This window comes from Peptococcus simiae (genome assembly GCF_046569735.1).
In the GTDB taxonomy this organism is placed as follows: domain Bacteria; phylum Bacillota; class Peptococcia; order Peptococcales; family Peptococcaceae; genus Peptococcus; species Peptococcus simiae_A.
In genome coordinates this window covers 18,371-38,136 of the sequence record NZ_JBKICG010000012.1, presented here as the reverse complement: position 1 = coordinate 38,136, position 19,766 = coordinate 18,371, and the positions used below count along the sequence as shown (strand labels likewise).

The 19,766-nt window shown below is 31.8% G+C and carries 10 protein-coding genes and 1 pseudogene; all 11 read right to left on the bottom strand.

The window, feature by feature from the left end; all coding sequences use genetic code 11:
• Positions 1-12 precede the first annotated feature (12 nt).
• On the bottom strand, positions 13-2,268 hold the full coding sequence (locus ACLGL1_RS06335; RefSeq protein WP_408976644.1) for an ATP-binding cassette domain-containing protein: 2,256 nt from the start codon (positions 2,266-2,268) through the stop codon (positions 13-15).
• A complete protein-coding gene (locus ACLGL1_RS06330; protein ID WP_408976643.1) occupies positions 2,261-2,689 on the bottom strand; it encodes a MarR family winged helix-turn-helix transcriptional regulator in 429 nt (142 codons plus the stop codon). Before ACLGL1_RS06330 ends, ACLGL1_RS06335 begins: the two co-directional genes overlap by 8 nt.
• A 204-nt stretch (positions 2,690-2,893) precedes the next feature.
• Positions 2,894-3,550 carry a DNA-binding protein gene (locus tag ACLGL1_RS06325; RefSeq protein WP_408976642.1) on the bottom strand — a complete coding sequence of 219 codons (657 nt, stop codon included), beginning with the start codon at positions 3,548-3,550 and terminating at the stop codon, positions 2,894-2,896.
• A 43-nt stretch (positions 3,551-3,593) separates the two neighbouring features.
• Complete coding sequence (locus tag ACLGL1_RS06320; protein WP_408976641.1) at positions 3,594-4,922, bottom strand: helicase; 1,329 nt, start codon at positions 4,920-4,922, stop codon at positions 3,594-3,596.
• 133 nt (positions 4,923-5,055) lie between these two features.
• Positions 5,056-6,726 (bottom strand): group II intron reverse transcriptase/maturase, encoded by a 1,671-nt coding sequence (ltrA, locus tag ACLGL1_RS06315; protein ID WP_408976640.1) that lies wholly within the window; start codon positions 6,724-6,726, stop codon positions 5,056-5,058.
• Between the two features lie 576 nt (positions 6,727-7,302).
• Positions 7,303-11,778: pseudogene (locus ACLGL1_RS06310) on the bottom strand (helicase-related protein); the annotation flags it as partial.
• A gap of 1,786 nt (positions 11,779-13,564) precedes the next feature.
• Complete coding sequence (locus tag ACLGL1_RS06305; RefSeq protein ID WP_411007881.1) at positions 13,565-14,530, bottom strand: DNA cytosine methyltransferase; 966 nt, start codon at positions 14,528-14,530, stop codon at positions 13,565-13,567.
• On the bottom strand, positions 14,523-16,244 hold the full coding sequence (locus tag ACLGL1_RS06300; RefSeq protein ID WP_127245023.1) for a DNA topoisomerase 3: 1,722 nt from the start codon (positions 16,242-16,244) through the stop codon (positions 14,523-14,525). Before ACLGL1_RS06300 ends, ACLGL1_RS06305 begins: the two co-directional genes overlap by 8 nt.
• A gap of 63 nt (positions 16,245-16,307) precedes the next feature.
• Positions 16,308-17,174, bottom strand: coding sequence for a CD1107 family mobile element protein (locus ACLGL1_RS06295; RefSeq protein WP_411007880.1), 867 nt, complete (start codon positions 17,172-17,174; stop codon positions 16,308-16,310).
• A 14-nt stretch (positions 17,175-17,188) separates the two neighbouring features.
• Positions 17,189-19,540: a leucine-rich repeat protein gene (locus ACLGL1_RS06290; RefSeq protein WP_127245021.1), complete on the bottom strand. Its 2,352-nt coding sequence runs from the start codon at positions 19,538-19,540 to the stop codon at positions 17,189-17,191.
• Positions 19,527-19,766: a hypothetical protein gene (locus tag ACLGL1_RS06285; RefSeq protein ID WP_127245020.1), complete on the bottom strand. Its 240-nt coding sequence runs from the start codon at positions 19,764-19,766 to the stop codon at positions 19,527-19,529. Before ACLGL1_RS06285 ends, ACLGL1_RS06290 begins: the two co-directional genes overlap by 14 nt.

Genomic DNA, 19,766 nt, shown 5'->3' with positions numbered 1-19,766 from the left:
CATCACTCATTATTAATAAATCTCCACAAACTTTATTAAATTCTTAGAAGTATAAGATTCTTTGCACCTAATAAAATCTATAGGATAACCTTGAAATAATAATTCTCCTCCAAGATTACCTCCTTTAGGTCCCAGGTCTACAATCCAGTCAGCTTGGCTTATTACTGATAAATTATGCTCTATTATTATTAATGTATTACCATCACTAACCAATTCACGAACTAGAGTCATTAACTTATCAATATCTGCTTCATGAAGTCCTGTTGTTGGCTCATCTAGGATAATGATCCCTTCTATTTCTTTACTAAGCATCTGAGCAATTTTTAATCTTTGAAGTTCTCCGCCCGAATAAGTGTCTAAGGTCTGCCCAAGTTTAATATATGATAGGTTTGATTTCATTAAGGAATTTAAAACTTGCTTTATCTTAGAATTATCAAAAAATATTTCTTGAGCATCTTTTACTGATAAGTTGAATATCTCATTAATATCCTTGCCTCTATATTTATAGGAAAGAGTTTTATCATTAAATCTTTTTCCACCACACTTTTCACATATGTGTTCAGAGTCTCCCAAATAGGCTAAATCAAGTTTTATCGTTCCTTTTCCCTTGCATTCAGGGCAAGCCCCTTTTCCTCTTACTGAAAAGAGATTTTTATTCACCCTATTTTCTCTTGCAAAAAGTTTCTTGATTTCATCATATATATTTAAATAAGTGATAATATTTGACTGACTCGATGCCTGTGGCAGACTCTGGTCTAAAACAATAGAATCTGGATATTTACTTGTAAAAATTTCCCTTATTAAGGTACTTTTACCTGAACCAGCAAGACCTGTTACAAGAGTTATCGCCTTTTTGGGAATTTTTACCGATATATTCTTTATGTTATTTTTCGACACATTTTCTAAAGTATAATATCCTTCGAAATTTTTCCTAGTTTCATTAATTTGATGTTTCTTTGTAAATGCTTTAGCAGTGATAGTATTGGATGTTAATAAGTCTTTGTAAGTACCCTGAAAGGTGACCTTACCACCATCTTCTCCTGCGCCTTCTCCAAAATTTATAATTTCATCTGAGCATTTAATCATATCTTGGTCGTGGTCGACAAATAAAACAGAATTTCCTTTATCTTTTAAAGCTTTAAAAATATTTGTTATCCCCTTAATATCTTCTGGATGAAGACCTACGCTTGGTTCATCAAAAATATAGAGAACATCTGATAGTGAGCTGTTAAGATATTTAACCATTTTTATTCTTTGAGATTCACCACCAGATAGGCTTTTTGTTCCTTGATTTACTTTTAAGTAATCTAAGCCAACAAGGGAAATGCTAGTTAATTTTTCTTTTAAGGCTTTTATGATCTCTTTAACCTTATCTTCTTTAATACCAGCTATAAAGTTATACAAATTAATAATATCCATATTAGAAGAGTCAGCTATGGACTTGCCCTTTATCTTGGCACTTAAAACCTCTTTGTTAAGTCTTGCTCCATGACATACTGGACAAGTCTTTGTTATTAAAATCCTTTGTAAATCTTCTTGATATTGAGGATGCTGAACATTTACAAAGGTCTCCATAATACGAGGAATAATTCCATAATACTTAGCTGTCTTATGCCAGTTCTTGCTAGGATTTTCAGGCTTTATCTTTGGCGAATTTAAAAGCATGTCTAATTCTTTTTTAGTGTAATCAGATAATTTTTTATCATTGTCAAAATACCCTGATTCCGTATACCTGGTTAATCTCCATCCTCCATTTTGAAATGTAGGAAATTTTACAGCGTTGTCATTTAAGGATTTATTAAAGTCAATTAATTTATTGATATCTATCTCTCGAACTATACCTAATCCTTGGCAGTTTTTACACATTCCTTCAGGATTGTTAAAGGAATACTTCATAGAATATCCGATGAAAGGTTTTGCTAGTCTTGAATAAAGTAATCTCAAGTCTGAATATATATCGGTAACTGTCCCAACTGTTGACCTTGAATTTCCACGAATCCTCTTTTGATCAATCACTAAAGAAACTGGAAGATTAGATATTGAGTCAACATCTGGCTTTTTATATTTAGAAAGTAAGTTTTGAACATAGGAAGAATATGTTTCATTCAATAGTCGTTGAGACTCTGCTGCAATGGCATCAAATACGAATGAAGATTTTCCTGAGCCAGAAACTCCTGTGACGCCAACAATTTGATGCTTAGGTATTTTTACTGTAATATTTTTTAAATTATTTGTTCTAGCCTTTTCTACATAAATGAAATCATTCATCTTTTTCTAACCTATTCTTTCTCAATTCATTGGATAGTATATTCGATAGTCTTATAAAAATTTCTTGTTCTTCTTCAGTAAAAGACTTAGATGCAATTTCAAAAATTGAATTGTGCTTTTTTGATATTTCTTCTAAAAGCTTACTTCCCTCATTTGAAAGTGAAGTATATAACTCCCTACCATCTAATTTATTAGGAAATTGTTCAATATATCCCATAGATTTTAGACCTTTTAAAGCTTTTGATAACTTTGTTCTTGTTATTCCTAAAATAATACTTAAATCTGAGGGCAATACTTTTTCTAGTTTTTTTACCTGACTTAGTATGTCATATTGTAACCATGATATATTTTTAGGATTGACTAAATTCCTTTCTGCAACCATCTCGCATTGCAATTCCATAATTGCTCTTTTTAAATCCATAATTTCACCTCAAAGTAATTTCTATATAGAAATTATACTACTTTCGAAATTATTTTAAAACTATTTCCGGTATCATTCTGGTTACAATTTTCTATCATTTACTGCTCTATCTTGTTTTATTTGTTCTTTTTTTACCTAAAATATACTTTGTACTCAAGTTATTTATAAACAAAAAAATAAAGGCAGTCCGAAGACCGCCGATATTTATCTCTCTGTTCCTTTGCTATGTTCTTTCTTATTTTGCTTAGCTTTGTCATCTGTCTTAAAGCTTTTTATTTGCCCTAATATGGACTTTTTATCCTTATATTGACTCTTTACTTGTTCTTTTGCTTTTAAGAGCTTAGAAGACAAAATACGAGCATTTTTATGTTCTTTCCCGTTATTATCAATACTTGTTTTAACTTGCCCGAAGATTTTAACAAAATCTCCTTGTTTAAGATTCTCTAAATCTTTTGTCTTATCTCCATAGGCTGAACAATTGGTATATACTTTATTTCCATCATCATCTTTTGAAACAATTGAAAAATTACTTACTTTAAACTTTTCTCCATTTGCATTTTCTCTTTCAAGATTTTCTACTTTGCCAGCTATATTACCCACGAGATTTATGAGGTCATCTTTTTCTTCAAGTTCATTGGTATTTTCAATGAGCTTACCTTGTTCTTTCATGTCATCAATCATATAGTCAAAGTCATCACTTAGTAGACCTGTTGTGTCATTGTTCATATATAAAACATAGACTTCTTCAAGTGCCTTTTCATCATTAACACCTTTTTCTATACTCACAAGTGCTTTTATAAAGTCCTTGTAGTTATCATTCATCATTTCTTCTATGTTTTCTCTAATATCTTTGTATTCCATAATTTCCTCCTTGTACTAAATAAGGAGAGCCTTTCGCTCTCCTCTATCTTTCTTGTCCTTTTTCGTTTTTCTCTTGATTTTTATCTTTTTCTTCTTCTGATTTGAATTTTGATATTTGTCCCAATATTGATGGTTTCTCTTCCCTTGCGTGAAGATTATCCTCAACATCATAAGTTGATTCAAAGTAATCACTATCTTTAAAATCATTGTCATACCTATCTGGTATTCCGTCATTATCAAGATCTTTTGCAAGCGGATCATAGAAGTTTCCATCATCATCTATTTCTAGTCCCAGGGCTTGTTTTAAATCTTCTTCATCTACTGATACCAGATCATCAAAACTTGACATCTTTATGGCTTCAGTCATGTCTTTAAGAGCTTGTGAATTAGATATATCTTCTTCTACAAAAGATTCTGTTCTAATAGCAACATTATCTACATACTGAGTCCATGTTTTTTCTTCCAAATTTACCTCATATTGAATAGAGTGCTTACCATCTGGTGTTTCTGTATAGGCAAGTCCTATATGGCTTAAATCAGGATATAGTTTATCAAAGTCTTCATAGCTATTAGATTCTGAAAACTCATAGTTAGAATAATCAACTATCGCCCTCTTTAAATCTTCTAATAATGGTGATTGGTTTTCTAATTCTTCTACTTCTCCCATATCTAAAAGTTTATTAATCTCAGCTAGTCTTAGTGTCTTATCCCTTAACTCATCTGCTTTTTCAAATGGTTTAGTTAATTCTACCTTGGCATTTTCTAAAGATTCTTTATAGTTTTCAAGGTTTTGATTTAACCTTTCAAGTCTTGAAGGCATTTTTTCAATTGCATTATCAAGCCTTGTTATATTACCATCAGTAGAGTTTGAAAGCTCTCCAAAGTATTCTGCTTTTCCTAGTAGTTTAAAGGTGTGAGTATTAGTCATAAAGTTATATGAAACTTGTAAGCCTAAATTTCTATATTTACCAATGACCTTGCTATCATTTATCTTTACTTTTTTTATTTCTTCTAATAGCTTTTCTCCAGCCTCTTTCTTATCTAAAATTTTATTTCCACCAAGACTGATTGAAGTGAATTTGCTATCTCCTTCTCCTAATTTCTCAACACTTGCAATATCTTCTTTAACTGCTTGTATTTCCATTTCAGTTTTTAAAATACTTTGAGGATAAATTTTATTTACCTTATCTTCAAGCTTATATTTATTAGACTTATAGTTTGCTTCTAACATTTTTAATTTTGTAACTTCATTATCTAAATCCATTTTTTCTTTAATTAGGGGATTACCAGTAGCCAAAGCCTTAATTTCTGAATAAGACAGACTTGCTTCATCAACATCTTCTGCAACTCTTACGGGAGTTTTTGAAGTCATAATTTGAGATATAAATTTTTGCTTATTCTCTATTGTCTGGTCGAGTAGGTCGAGGATATTACTATCCCCTTCCCCTCTAAGAACCGTGCATGAGAGTTTCCCCTCACACGGCTCAAGTTTTTATAAGCCCTGATTAAAGAGCCAGCGTGTTTTCTTCATCATTTATATGCAATTTTCTATGACACCAAGGGTGTACTAATGTTTTAAGGGTAATATTATTTTGAATTGTTTGATGTACTCTAAAGTCTGTATCAATAGTTATTTTCTCCCCACAAACAGGGCATATTCCATTTTGCGTTTTATACAGTCTATTTATAACTGTACGTCCTTTAAGTTCGTTTCGTATTTTTAACTCTTCTCTTTCTTCAAAGTATATTTGCCAATTTTCATCAAATGGATTTGCTTCAGCTTGTATCTTAGTAAATCTTTTAATATCAGTATCTGTAGCATATTTAAGACGAAGATAGTATTTCTCGCCATTTTCCATTTTCTCGCCAGTTGCTACACTGAAAGTCCAAGTTCTATTTCCAATGGTATGGAAGTATTTTTTAGCTATCCATTTTCTACTTTTCTTTGGATGTCTACGAACGCACCAGATCCACAAGCTTTTATATATTTCATAATCAAGTTTTTCAAAGGCTTTAGATGAAACATTATATTTCTGATAGTTTACCCAACCTATAATGATTGGATTTAATTTTCTAATCAAAATTTCTTGTTTCATTGACGGATTATCTTTTATGACTCGTCTGATTTTATCGACAATAGCCTTGAAGTTCTTATCAGATGGTTTTGTCAGCAACTTATCTTTATACATCCTAATATTAACTCCAAGAAAATCAAAACCGTCATTTATGTTTGTTATAAGTGTCTTTTCTTCTGATAATTCTAAACCTCTTTCAGCCAAGAATTTTACAATGATTGGCTTTACACCATTTTCAAGCAATTCTGCACTTTCCCCTGTAACGATGAAATCATCTGCATATCTAACAAAGTTAACCTTTGGGAAATATGTTTTCTTATTTACTGTTCTTCTATGGTATTTCTCTTTGATTGCTTTTTCTAAACCATCTAATACCATATTGGAAATAATGGGTGATATTGGCGAGCCTTGGGGACTTCCTGTTTCTGTTGGAAATAGTTTTTGTTTTTCTATATATCCACATTCAAGCCAAAGTTTTAATAATTTCTTGTTCATTGGGATATTATTTAATATCCATTCATGACTTATATTATCAAAACAACCTTTTATATCTCCCTCCAGTACCCATTTTGCAGATTTCTTTTTATTGAGTGATGTAAAACACTGCTCGATAGCATCTTGTGTACATCTTTTTGCCCTAAATCCATAAGAATTAGGATCAGCAGTAGTTTCTGCTATGGGTTCAAGTGCAAATTTATATAGAGTTTGCATTGCTCTATCTGTCATTGTAGGAATGCTGAGAGGTCTTTTCTTCCCATTTTTCTTTGGTATATACACTCTTCTAAGAGGCTTAGGTTTATATCCTCTTAAATTTAGCTTTTCTATCGCCTTATATTTTGCCTGTGATGTTAGCCATAATTCACCATCAACACCACTTGTTTTCTTGCCTTGATTTTCAGTTACCCTCTTAATAGCCAAGGCTTTTGCATAAAATGAAGTTGTGAGTAAATGTTGTAAAGATTTTACCTTTCCATATTTACTCATTTTCCACGCTTTCACAATACGCATTTGTAGTTTTTTAACATAGCTTTCTGCTAGAGAAAAATCTATACTTTCCCAGTTTTTAGCTCTGTTAGTAGTAGCACACATTTTACTGTTCATTTGCTTTCTCCTTTCAAAAATTCTACAAGTTCTCTTGTGATTAAAAACCAAATGGAAGTCTGCACTCTTTCAAGTTAGGGCAAATTTTGAACCCCTACCCATCTCATTACAAGATGGCATTCGCTTTTTCCATTCTCCTTTACCTGCACCATTATCAGCATTTCTTACGATTTGCCTTGCCTTATGGCAATAGTGCAGGCTTACCATGTTTCACTTAATTAACGTTGATAACTTAGGCTCTACCTCTCTGCCGGTAGTCTTTTTGTCCGTGTAATCCCACTATGGAAAGGATTATCCGACTACACACCATTTTGGTTCAGGCTTATCAGCAACTTTAGCCTGTTCACCTTAACGACATTTATCAGTAGTTCACATATGTTAGCCATATTATCAAGCCTCGCTCCCTAACCACCTTGTTGCTGGCAGTTTCGGTATTTCCTCACGGTTTTACCTCAAGTAGGGCTACTTTAGTATCGGCTTACCACACCTAAGTGCAGTCGATACTCGGCTCAACTAACGGAATAGTTGGTTTGGTCATTTTGCTAAACAGTTAAATTAAGCGACTTCATGTCGCACCCATAAATAAGCGTCAAATGTATTTTCTGTTACATATCTAAAGATATTTACCTTATCATTTTCATTACCTTGACGAACAATTCTACCACTTCTTTGCTCTAGGTCAGACGGTCTCCATGGGACGTCTAAATCGTGTAAGGCTATTAGTTTGTTCTGTACATTTGTACCTGCTCCCATTTTTTGAGTAGAGCCTAATAATACTCTTACTTCTCCTCTTCTTACCTTAGAGAACAATTCATCTTTTTGTTTATCCGTATCTGCTTCGTGTATAAAGGCTATTTCTTCTTTTGGTATTCCCATATTCACTAGCTTATTTCTAATATCATCATAGATATTAAATTCTCCATCTCCTTTTGGTGTAGACATATCTGAAAATACTAATTGGGTCGATGATTTTTCTTTTGTCTTATCCCAGATTGAAAAGATGTTTTTAACACATACATTTACCTTTGAATTAGGATCATCTGGAAGTAGTGGATTTATTAATCTTTGATCAAGGGCAAGTTTTTTACCATCATTTGTAATCTTTAGCATATTATCTTCTGTTGGTTCTACTTGGTTATTTCTAACTGCGTCTGCTCTTTCTGATAAGCTAGTTAATATTTCTTTTTGTTCCTCAGTCGGTTTTGTTTTAATAACTTCAAAATTTGCTTCAGGAACTGGCAAATTTAACATATCTGAAGTCTTTATATCTGCTACTTCTTTAAACATAGACATCAGCTCTGGCAAGTTATAGAACTTTGAAAATCTTGTCTTTTGCCTATATCCAGTACCTTCTGGAGATAACTCAAAGGTGTTTTCTGTTTCTCCAAAAGTAGAAGCCCAGGCATCAAAATGTTCTAATCCCCTTGCCTTTAAATCATCATACTGAAGGTATCTTTGCATGGTATAAAGCTCAGTCATTGAATTTGATATTGGTGTACCAGTAGCAAATACAAGACCCTTACCTCCAGTCATTTCGTCCATATACCTACATTTCATAAACATATCTGAAGACTTAAAGGCTTCACTCTGCCCGATACCAGCAACATTTCTCATCTTAGTATGCAAGAATAGGTTTTTGTAATTATGAGCTTCGTCTATAAATAACTTATCTACTCCTAGCTCTTCAAAGGTTATTACATCATCTTTTTTAAAGTCATCATTTAGTTTTTCTAGTCTTACCAAGAGTTTTTTCTTTGTCTTTTCCAGTTGTTTAACTGTGAAATTTTCTCCTCTATTTCTTTTATTCTCATCAATAAAGGAAACTATATCATCTATTTGGTCTTGTATATGTCTTACCTGGTATTCTTTGGACATTGGTATTTTTTCAAATTGAGAGTGTCCTATGATGACTGCATCATATTCTCCTGTTGCAATCCTACCAATAAATCTTTTCCTATTTTTTGGTTGAAAGTCTTTTTTATCGGCCACCATAATATTTGCTGACGGATATAACTGCATAAACTCTCTACCAATTTGAGTGGTTAGGTGGTTAGGAACTACAAATAATGATTTACTTGCAAGCCCTAACTTTTTAGATTCCATAGCAGAAGCTACCATTTCAAAAGTCTTTCCTGCTCCTACTACATGGGCAAGTAGTGTATTTCCTCCATATAGAGTCCTTGCTATGGCGTTTTTTTGATGTTCTCGTAGTCTGATTTCAGTATTCATTCCATCAAAAGTTAAGTTAGAGCCATCAAATTCTCTATTTCTAATTGAATTAAATTTTTCATTATAAATCTTTTCTAGCCTATATCTTCTATCAGGATCTTCAAATATCCAGTTCTTAAATTCCTCTTTAATCAATTCCTGCTTTTGACTTGCAAGCATAGTTTCTTTTTTATTTAATACAGAAGTCTTAGAACCATCATCGTTTATTACTTGGTCAAATACCTTCGTATCTTTTAGATTAAGAGCATTTTCAATTAGCTTATAGGCATTAACTCTACTTGTACCATAAGTCATGTTAGCAAGGTCATTAGTCGAGTCAACACTTTTACCTTCAATATTCCATTCACTTGTGTGTGGTGAGAACCTAACATTTATATTCCACCTATCATAACCTGGTGTTTTTAAAAGATTAAAAGTAAAGTCTTCTATATCTTTTTGAGGTATCCAAGTTGCTCCTAACCTTACATTTATATCAGAAGCAGTGAGTTCTTCAGGCATAACTTCTTGTAATTTTTCTCTCTGATATTTGAGTTTGCTTAACTCATTTAATAATGTGTCTTTCTTTTCAGAAGGTGCTAAATCTATTACATTTTCAATTTCTCCGATATATGAATTTAGATAGCCAATCTTTTCTCTAATATTGCCACTTAAATACTCATCAGCCGATACATATGAAAAATGAAATGGATCGTCATTATCAAAGTTCTCAAAAGGCATTTTGTTATTTATTAGGTCTGTATCCTTAATATCTAAAAATATTTCGCCCTCAAGCTCACCAATTAAGGTGTTCCTATCTTTACTTGTGATAGATTCCATATATTCAAAGTCTACATATCCCTTTTGTGAAATTGATAAGACTAAGGCTTCAAGGGAAGTATCTACATGGTCTACTACTTTTGCCTTTGTTATTGTTCTTTTTGAGAATATATCACTCTTAGCTTTAAAATTATCTTCATCATCAAGTATTTCTATTGATGAAACCAAAGGAAAGTTTGAGTCTTCCTTTAAGGCTCTAGTGTTTGATAAGGAGTTAATAAATCCATGTTTCTTTGAAAAGTTATCATAGACTTCATTTAACTTTGCTTGTGATTCTTTTATTTCCGCGTCTGAAAAATCGTCCTTTTGCTTTTCTATTACATCTTTCAAAGCATTCATTACATCAAGATAATCTTTTATCTTTTCTTTATTTTTATCTGATATATTCTGCTTTATTAAGACTGAGTTTTCTCTTAGGTAGACCTCTTCATCAATAATAGTGTAAGAAAAGTTTTTAACATCATCTGTTGCTGGAAGAATTAATTCTTCATCTTCCAATAGTTCGACCTCTTCATATTTTGAATTTGAAGATATTTCCTTACTTGCAAGATCCATTAAATCTTTTAGATTTTCGTCTTCTTTTTCATCACAAGTAATAGTATTTCCAAATCTTCCAGATACTTCTTTCATATCCCCTAATACCATCTGAGGATTATCTACAAAGTATTTATTGTAGGTCAAACCTTTATTATCAGTTGCTAGATGAATCCAATCGTCATCTCTTTCTATAACTGAATCTCTCTTTTTTAAGAAAATAATATCTGAAGTAACTTCTGTACCAGCAAGTCCTTTAAATGTTGTATTAGGAAGCCTCATAGCTCCTAAAAACTCACACCTTGCATTAATATATTTTCTAACAGATTCATCTTTTTTATCCATAGTTCCAGATGAGGTTATGAAGGCAATAATTCCACCATTCCTAACCTTATCTATTGACTTCGCAAAAAAATAATCGTGAATCAGAAAGTTATTTCTGTTATATTCACGATCGTTAACTTTAAAATCTCCAAAAGGAACATTTCCTATAACTAAATCGAAAAAGTTATTTGAGAAGTTTGTTTCTTCAAAGCCTTTAATCTGAATATTAGATTCAGGATAAAGTTCTCTTGCTATTCTTCCGCTTAAACTGTCTTTTTCTACTCCATAGACTTTAGAGCTTAGTATTTCACTTGGCATATTACCAATGAAGTTACCAACTCCTGCAGACGGTTCAAGGATGTTTCCAGTCTTAAATCCCATATCTGTTAGGGTCTTATATATTCCATCCATTATCTCTCTAGGTGTGTAAAACGATGTTAAGGTAGACTCTTTAGCATTTAAATACTCTTCATTTGTTAGATTTTCTTTTAAAATATTTCTTGCTTCAAGCCATTGACCTCCCTTTTCTTCATCGAAGACATCGGCAAGACCACCCCAACCTAAATAGTCAGCAAGATAGGCTTGTTCATACTCTCTTGGACTCCTATTTTCATTTTCAAGTCTTTTTAGCATTTTAATAGCTTTGATATTTTTATCTAGCTTTTCTGATGGTGTAAGGTATTCTGAGTAGATATGATTTTTCAAGTCATAATTTCTAGCAAAACTTAGTCTTTCCTTATTAGGTTCATAGCCTAGGTTCTTTAAATCTTCTTTACCCCTCAATAAGTTTTCGGCTGCTTCCCTAGGCACATTGTACCTATCCATCATTTGGTCAATTTCAGGATTATAGTTATCAATAAAGCTTCCTTGTTCTACTTGTCTTTCAATTTGTTTTTCATACTCAGATAACTTATATATCTCATAATTTCCACTGTCTAAAAGGTCATCAATCTTTCTACTTTCTTCAAATGTTTCACCCTTATATAAAGGATATTCTTCCCCATTAATTTCTACTTTAGTTCCTGTTTCAATTAAGTTGATTCCATCAAAGGTATTCTCATCTTCTAAAATAAATTCCTTACCAACTTTTACTGCTAGTTTTTCTGATGTTTGACTTAGATTTTCAAAGATTTCTTCGAGGTATGAATCGTTTCTATATGGAATTACTTCCGAACCCCTAATCATACCTCCCATATACTCCATATTATCTCTAATGGTTACAGTTTTAAGTCCTCCACTTAGTTCATCAAAATCTGTAATGGTAAAGTCCTTATCCTTATATCTAACCCGATCCCCTATCTTAAATTTAGGCTCTATCTTTTCCTTAATTTCTTCTTGTGAAGATTTTTCCTCGCTTAGTTCAACTTGTTCTTCTAAATATGAAAATTCACGTTCATTTACTTCTTCACCATCACCAAGGTCAACCCTATAATGCTCGACAACTTCTCCGTCTACATAGTGGTCAAAATAGAATTTGAAATATCCGATATAATCATCAGTCATTTCTCCAAATTCATTTTCTCCATGAGTTAGATTATGGTCTTTAACATCTATATCTTTTTGTCTTAGGATATTGATTAAGTCTTTAGTTACTATCTGTCCACTATAATCGGGAACTAATTCGTGGTTTTCATTAAATTCTACAATCCAATAATCTTTTCTATTTTCAATGTTTTTGCCATCAAAAAAAGAAGCTTCATCAGCTTCCTTTTCTTGGCTTATTTCATTTTCTAAGCTTCCACGTATTCCTTGATTGCCATTTTCTTCACTGTTGCCATCAAGTTGTTCATCTGTCCTTGGTATTGTTCTGGATTCTCTCTCATCATCTTCTCTGTCAATCCTTGTGCTTTCATCATTTTGACTTTCTCTCTCTTGATAAAGTCCACTGCCTGATTCTGGATTTCCTTCAGATGGTTCAAAAGTGTTTTCTCCTCGTACATTTCCTGAAGTTTCTTCCAGTTCTCCATGTCCTCGCTCCCTACTAGGTAAGACAGTCTTAGAACTGCGTATGTTGGATTCGGAAATCTCTCCATAAATTCCAGATCCTTCTCCATCATGTCCAAGGTTTTCTCTTCGATCTTCATCGCTATTTCTTCTGTCGCTTCCATCTGTGAAAACTCGTCCATCTCTACTTCTTGACCTATCATCTCGTCTATATAAATCATCTTGACCTCCTCTATCTTTATTTATATTTTCTATATCTCTATTATAGTCGGCTGCGGCCCTTTCTGTCAGCAGCCTAGCACGATCCATTTCCTTAGATTTTTCTATTGTTCTATCTATAATATCTTCGCTAACCCTTGATATTACAAGACCTATCTGCTCTAAAGAAATTGTATTAATCCTAGAAAAATTATTTTTTAAATTTTCCAAATCCATAGGATAGACTGTATTAAACCTATTAGCTACTGCATAGGATATTGAGTCTCTCATAAACTTTTCAAAACTCAGTCTATCCTCTATATCTATTCTCAAATCAGCAAGAGCCAAATTAATATATTCGTCTCCATAAATTCGACTTAAAGAAAATATATTTTCATTGATTGAATCACTAGCTTCAAATGAAGAATCTCTTATTATTTCTTTTAAAGCCTCGTTATGGTTTTCGTGGTCAAACTGCCATAAGCTAACCTCATTAATATTCCTATCCATTGATGTTGTCTGACTAATATCAAAGATGTATGAAACTCTTTGACTTACATCACTTCCAACTAAAATTGGAATACCCTTTTGACCTCTCATAACAACTCGACCAAAATATTTCTTCCACATATCAAATGTCGCACAAGCTCTAGCGTCAGGTTCTTTGTTGTATATGCTTAATTGACTGGAAAAATCATATTTCTGATTATTGCCTATAACTTTTAAGAGTTTTAAATATTCTTTTTCATCTTGTAAAACCTCATACTTTATTGCTTCTTGTATATTCTTAAAATCATTTACTTGCATTTCCTACCTCCATTCTATGAATTTCTTTTATAATAGCCATTAAAATATCAACCACAATAGAATTACCGGCCTGTTTATATAGCTTGCTTGAAGTACAATTTTTTCTTCTTGGATGTGCTTCTTCTAGTTTGTTAATATCACTGTCATCAAAACCCATGAGTCTTAAACATTCTCTTTCTGTTAAATACCTATACTGACCATTTCCAATATCTATTATTCCAGAATTTGGTACTCTCATTTGTTTTGTAGAAATAGTATAAGAAAAATCTTTAATCACTTTGAGTCTCCCTCTAAAACTATTATATATGCCTTTATTTAAAAATTTCAGCATATAAGGTTGAGTCATCGTGTAAAGTTCACTTACATCCTTTTCTAAAAATTCACTCAGTGGTCTAGTTTCTTTTATCTCCAATTTATCAAAAGAAAAGTTATTTGCTCCTAGACATGAAACAACAAATATCCTCTCCCTTTTTTGAGGTATCCCAAAGTCCATTGCATTTAAGATTTCATACTTGCTTGTATATCCAAGGTCTTCTAGCTCCCTTAGATAAATAAAAAAGGAGTCCCTCATATTTCTATCAAGGACTCCCTTTACATTTTCCCAAATTATCCATTTAGGTTTATCTTTCATTTCTTTGATTATTCTAATTGTTTCAAATAGTAAGCTTGATCTAGTTCCTGAATTCTTTACTCCTCCCTGCTTTTTTCCAATTCTTGAAAAGTCTTGGCAAGGACTTCCATGCATAACTAAGTCTATCTGCTCATTAGGAGCTTTATATCCTACAACTGATTTTGCTTTATAATCTTCTCCATAAAGTTCATTATATGATTTAACACAAGCCTTATCTATTTCTACATAATCAACTACTTCATAAGGTATCTTTAAATTAATAAAAGCCTTTCTAATAGCACCTATGCCACCGAAAAGCTCTAATATTTTTACCCTATTCATTGAGATTATTCTTGTACCTATCTACAAGCTCCCTTATACTATCTTCTATTTCTCTTAAAAAGTCTTCTTTATCTACTTCGCCAGAGCTAATCTTTGCAAGTTTCATTTCCCATTCAGATGTTGTTTCTGCTGATTTAAACTTATCCTCTACAATCGATACAAGCCTATTGCCTTTTTCTGTTACAAGTAAATTTTTCTTATCTCTTCTTATGAGATCCTTATGGATAAGATTTTCAATAATTCCTGCTCTTGTAGCTGGTGTTCCTAAGCCTTTTCTTTCTACTTCTATAGCTTTATCCAAGGATTCTACTCCTGCATTCTCCATAGCCTTTAAAAGTGTATTTTCATTATAATGACTTGGAGCTTTTGTGAATTTCTCAGATATATTTTTAGAAGTTAGCTTAATTTTATCTCCAGTCTTTACATCTGGTAATTCATTTTCTTGTTTTTGTTTTCCATAAACCTTTAGATACTTGGTATAACCTTCATCGATTACAGTCTTGCCACTTGCATTGAAGTTAAATTTATCATATTCATATCTGATTTTTCTACTAGATTCCTTTAAGTTATCCGAACATGAAGCAAGTAATTTATTCTTAATTAGATTGTAGATTTTGCATTCTTTATCAGATAAATCTTTAGCTTTTCCAATACATGATATAGTAGGAATAATTGCATAGTGGTCTGTAACCTTAGATGAATTAAAAATAGACTTAAAATTTGATTCATTGATTTTAAAATCATCTTCAAGTCCTTCTAATAATTCTTTCATAGTATTAACCATATCATCGGTTAAATACCTACTATCTGTTCTTGGATATGTGATTAGCTTTTTTTCATACAGACCTTGTGCCAGATTTAAAGTGTCATTTGCTGAATATCCAAAATATTTATTTGCTTCTCTTTGTAAGGTAGTGAGATCATAAGGCTTATCTGGTTTTGTGCTTATATCTTTATCTTCTACCTCTGTAATAACTATTTCATCTTCTAGCAGATTTAATAGTTGTTCTGCAACTTCAATTTTATCAATTCTATCTGATACAAGCTTCAATCCTTCATAAGATAGGTCTACAGTATAATATTTTTGCTTCTTAAATAGGTTTATTTCACTATCTCTTTTAGCAATTAAATATAAAGTTGGTGTTTGTACTCTACCAACAGAATATGATTCCTTGTAAATGCAAGAATAAAGCCTACTTAGATTCATTCCTACCAACCAATCTGCAATGGCTCTTGCATTTGCCGATCTATATAAGTCTTCAAAGTTTTCTCCGTCTTTAAGATTTCTAAAGCCATCTTCAATAGCCTTGTTTTCCATTGAAGATATCCAAAGTCTTTGAATCTTCTTCTTACATTTAGCTTGATTATATACAAGCCTAAAAATAAGCTCTCCCTCTCTTCCGGCATCACAAGCATTTATAACTGTGTCGATGTTCTTATCGTTTAAAAGTTTCTTTAAAACTCCATATTGTTTCTTAGTGCTTTTAGATACTTCATAAATATATTCTTCTGGGATTATAGGAAGAGTGTCTATTGTCCATTTCTTCCATTTTTCGTCGTGTCTTTCGGGACTTGCCATTTGAATTAAATGACCTACACACCAAGAAACAATGTATCCATTCCCCTCATAATATCCGTTTTTTCTTGTTCTTGCTCCAATTACTTTTGCAATTGTAACTGCTACACTTGGCTTTTCTGCTATTACTAACTTCATTAATACCTCCATAAATAAAAAAAGAGCGAAAGATTTCTTTCTCGCTCAAGCTTTTAAAAATTATTATAATAGTTCATCTTCATCGTCTTCATCTAGTGATTCTTCATGACTTTCTTCATTGTCAGACTCATCTTCTGACTCACTAATATAATCCTCATCATCTTCTTCAAAGTCTTCCAACATTTTATCTTCCTTAGCTTTGACTACTTTAAAATAATATCCTGCTCCTATAACTCCTCCAATTACAAGTGCAACAATTAGAAATGAACCTATTCCACTTTTCTTTTCTTCTTTTACTGGAACAGTCTTAGGTTCTTCTTTTTTTACTTCTTCTTTCTTAGGCTCGTCAACCTTTATAGTATTTTTATCTTCTGATTCAATCATATTAAGTAGATCTTGCTCTCCTACCTCTGTCAATAGCCTTACATTATCTTGATTTGATGAGTGATCCACTATTAGGTGCATAGTTTTTCCACTTTTAGTTTGAAATGTTAAAAATTGTCTTACATCTACTGGATTTTCTTTATCTTTTTCTGTGTCTCCACTTGGTGTAATATCTTTTCCATTCCTATCTACATTTTCAATTACTGAACCTCTTGCCTTATTTTCTTGTGTCGCAAGATTATTTACTGCCTTAGTATTACCACCTTTTACAAGTGGTATTTTCTTTGGAGGATTATTTGAAGGCTTGGTTGCTTCACTTGTATTTCCTGGTATTCTTGGAACATCTTGATAAGGAATCTCTTCTTTTGATGGTGTAAAAACATCAGCTTTCAACATTTTTTCAAATTCTTCTTTTTGTGGTTCATAGATTGATTCGTTTTGACTTTCTATTTGCCCTTCATTTGTCATTGCAAATGTAGTTGCTGGTACTGTAAATGTAAAAAGGAGTAACGCTATGGCTACTCCTCGTTTAATGCTCTTATTCATTTTTCTATCCTTTCTTATTTTACATTTTTAAATACATAGACTGCTTTTCTAGCACTGTCCCATTCTATTGTTTGGTTTTTGCCATCTTTAATATCTCCATGACTTGCTCCAAAAGCTTTAGCAATATTTGAAATTGAAGCATGAATTCTTCCATTTATAATCACTGGCTTAACATCTGAATTGTAGACCTTTCCATCTGAATCTTTCATAACACCAGTATCAATATTTAGTCTTAATGTCTTTTTAGCTAGGATATTATTCTCTTTATTTGAGAAAATAGCTTCACGAGTAGAGTTGTCATACTCAACATTAAAACCTAGAGTATAAGCAATATATCTAACTGGAATCATAGTTCTTCCTTGGTCTACATAAGTTTTTACATCCATATAGACTGTTGTCTTACCATCTTTGTTGATAATGTTATAAAAGTTTTTGTCTACTTGGAAAACTGCAAATTCTTTTTCATCTTTAACTTGTTTTTTGGATTTTTGTTCCTCTTGCTTTTTCATCTTGTTAAGATCAAATTGATTTAGGATGTTCTTATCATCAGCTTTCAGAAGTTCATCCCACTTCTTATCTTGAGATTTCTTATCTTCTTTCTTTTCTTTGTTTTCTTTTTGGAGTTTTAGAAGTTCATCTAATTTCTTAGATAAGTCTTGGTTTAGATTTTTATCTTTTTCATCTTTAGCTTGCTTTTCAAGCTCTTCTTTAGCTTTTTTATTTGCTTCCTCGATTAACTTCTTTGCTTCTTCAATTTTCTTATCTAACTCTTCTTTTAGCTTTTTAATTTCTTCTTCAGAAGCTTTTTGTTTTTCTTCTAGTCCTTTAATCTTCTCTTCTAATTCTTTTTTTGTATTTTCAGAAGATTCTTTTAAGCTATCAATAGCCTTTTGAAGCTCTTCAATTTTCTTACAACATTCTGACTTAGAATTTTCTGTTTCTTTCTTTTTAGACTCGAGGTCTTTTATCTTAGTATCTTTTTCATCAAGAGCTTTTTCTAAGTCCTTAATTCTATTATCTTTATCTTCAATTTCTTTAGTCTTCTTTGCAAGTTCCCCTTCTAAAGACTCAAGCTTTTCTTGCATTTTTTTGATTTTATTTTCGTTTTTATCAGCCTTTTCTTTCTCAGCTTCTAACTCCCATTTTGTAGATGAATAATTTTCTTTAAGTTTTGCATTTTCATCTTGTAATCTTTTTAATTCATCTTTAAGCTGAGTAATTTCTGCTATTAGTTCATCATTATTAGAATTTTTAAGATTCTCAATTTCTTTATTCAATTGAGCAATCTTATTATCTTTATCTCTAATCTCTTCTTCTAGCTTAGACTTTTCTTGTTTTAGTTTTTCTCCATTATCTTTGCAAGATTCTAACTTTTTCTTTAATTCATCTATCTTTGATTGGTCTTCTTGTTTCTTATTATTTAAGTCTTTGATCTGATTTTCTAAGTCCTTAATATTTTTAGTTAAATCATCAATCTTATTGTCCTTTTCATCAATATCATGACCTGTTAAATCAGTTTGAGTATCAATGGAATATTTATTTGGATTGTATATAGTCATCTTTCCTTGATACATATCATTGTTATAATCAAATTCAAGTTCTACACTATCTACATTCTTATCAAAGACAAACTCTCCATTTTTAAACCTTAATCCATTAGGAATAGATTTGAATCCTTGATTTCCGTTGAAACCAAAATGATTTTCGTAAAATGGATTTTGTTTTGGTCTATATTCAACTTCTTGATTGTGGAATACTCCCTTACTATTAATAGTTGGATTGCCTAAAACTTTTACAGTGTGCAATTTATTTTTTGAAAAAGCATATTGTTCAATTGTCTTCACAGACTTCGGTATAGTTATTTCTTGAAGATTATTTCTTTCAAAAGCATTATGTTCAATATTTACCAAATTATCAGGTAAAGTCACTTCTCTAAGTCCACAATTGAAAAATGCTAAACCACCAAGGTAAGTTAGACTATTTGATAGTTTTACCTCGTCTATACTTGCATCGAAAAAGGCAGCATAACCTAAATGCTTAACAGAATCAGGAATAATTACTTTATCCCAATGTTTGCCACGTCCAAATTCTCTTTTATATCTAAGTTCATCGTTTGAATGACTTAAAGAATAATTTCCATTTACAGACTTCGTTCCTTCAGGAAATACTAGAATATTTGTCTTTTCTTTCTTTTCTAAGCCTTTATCACTAAAGGCAATTATATTTCCCTCAGAGGAATACATAAAATCATCTTCCGTCCAAGTAACATCAGACTTTGCAAATGCACTTGTATGCACAGTTGATGTCAAAATTAATAAAAGAGCCATAAAAAAGGCTCTTAGTCTGTTCGTATTAAATTTCTTCATTATGAATGTTCTCCTTTTCTTTTAATTTCTCTTCTCTTTTTCTGTCATTGATTTTCTCCATTAATTCTTCCAAGCTAATATTGTTCCTCCTAAGAGTTACAATTATTTCTTCATTTTCAGCTTGTATTTCTTCATCGCAAATTTCCTTGTATTTTGCATTTAAATCTTTTAATTTCTCTTCTATTTTTTTCTTTTTGTTCCTAATACTTATAAGTTTTCTGTTCAC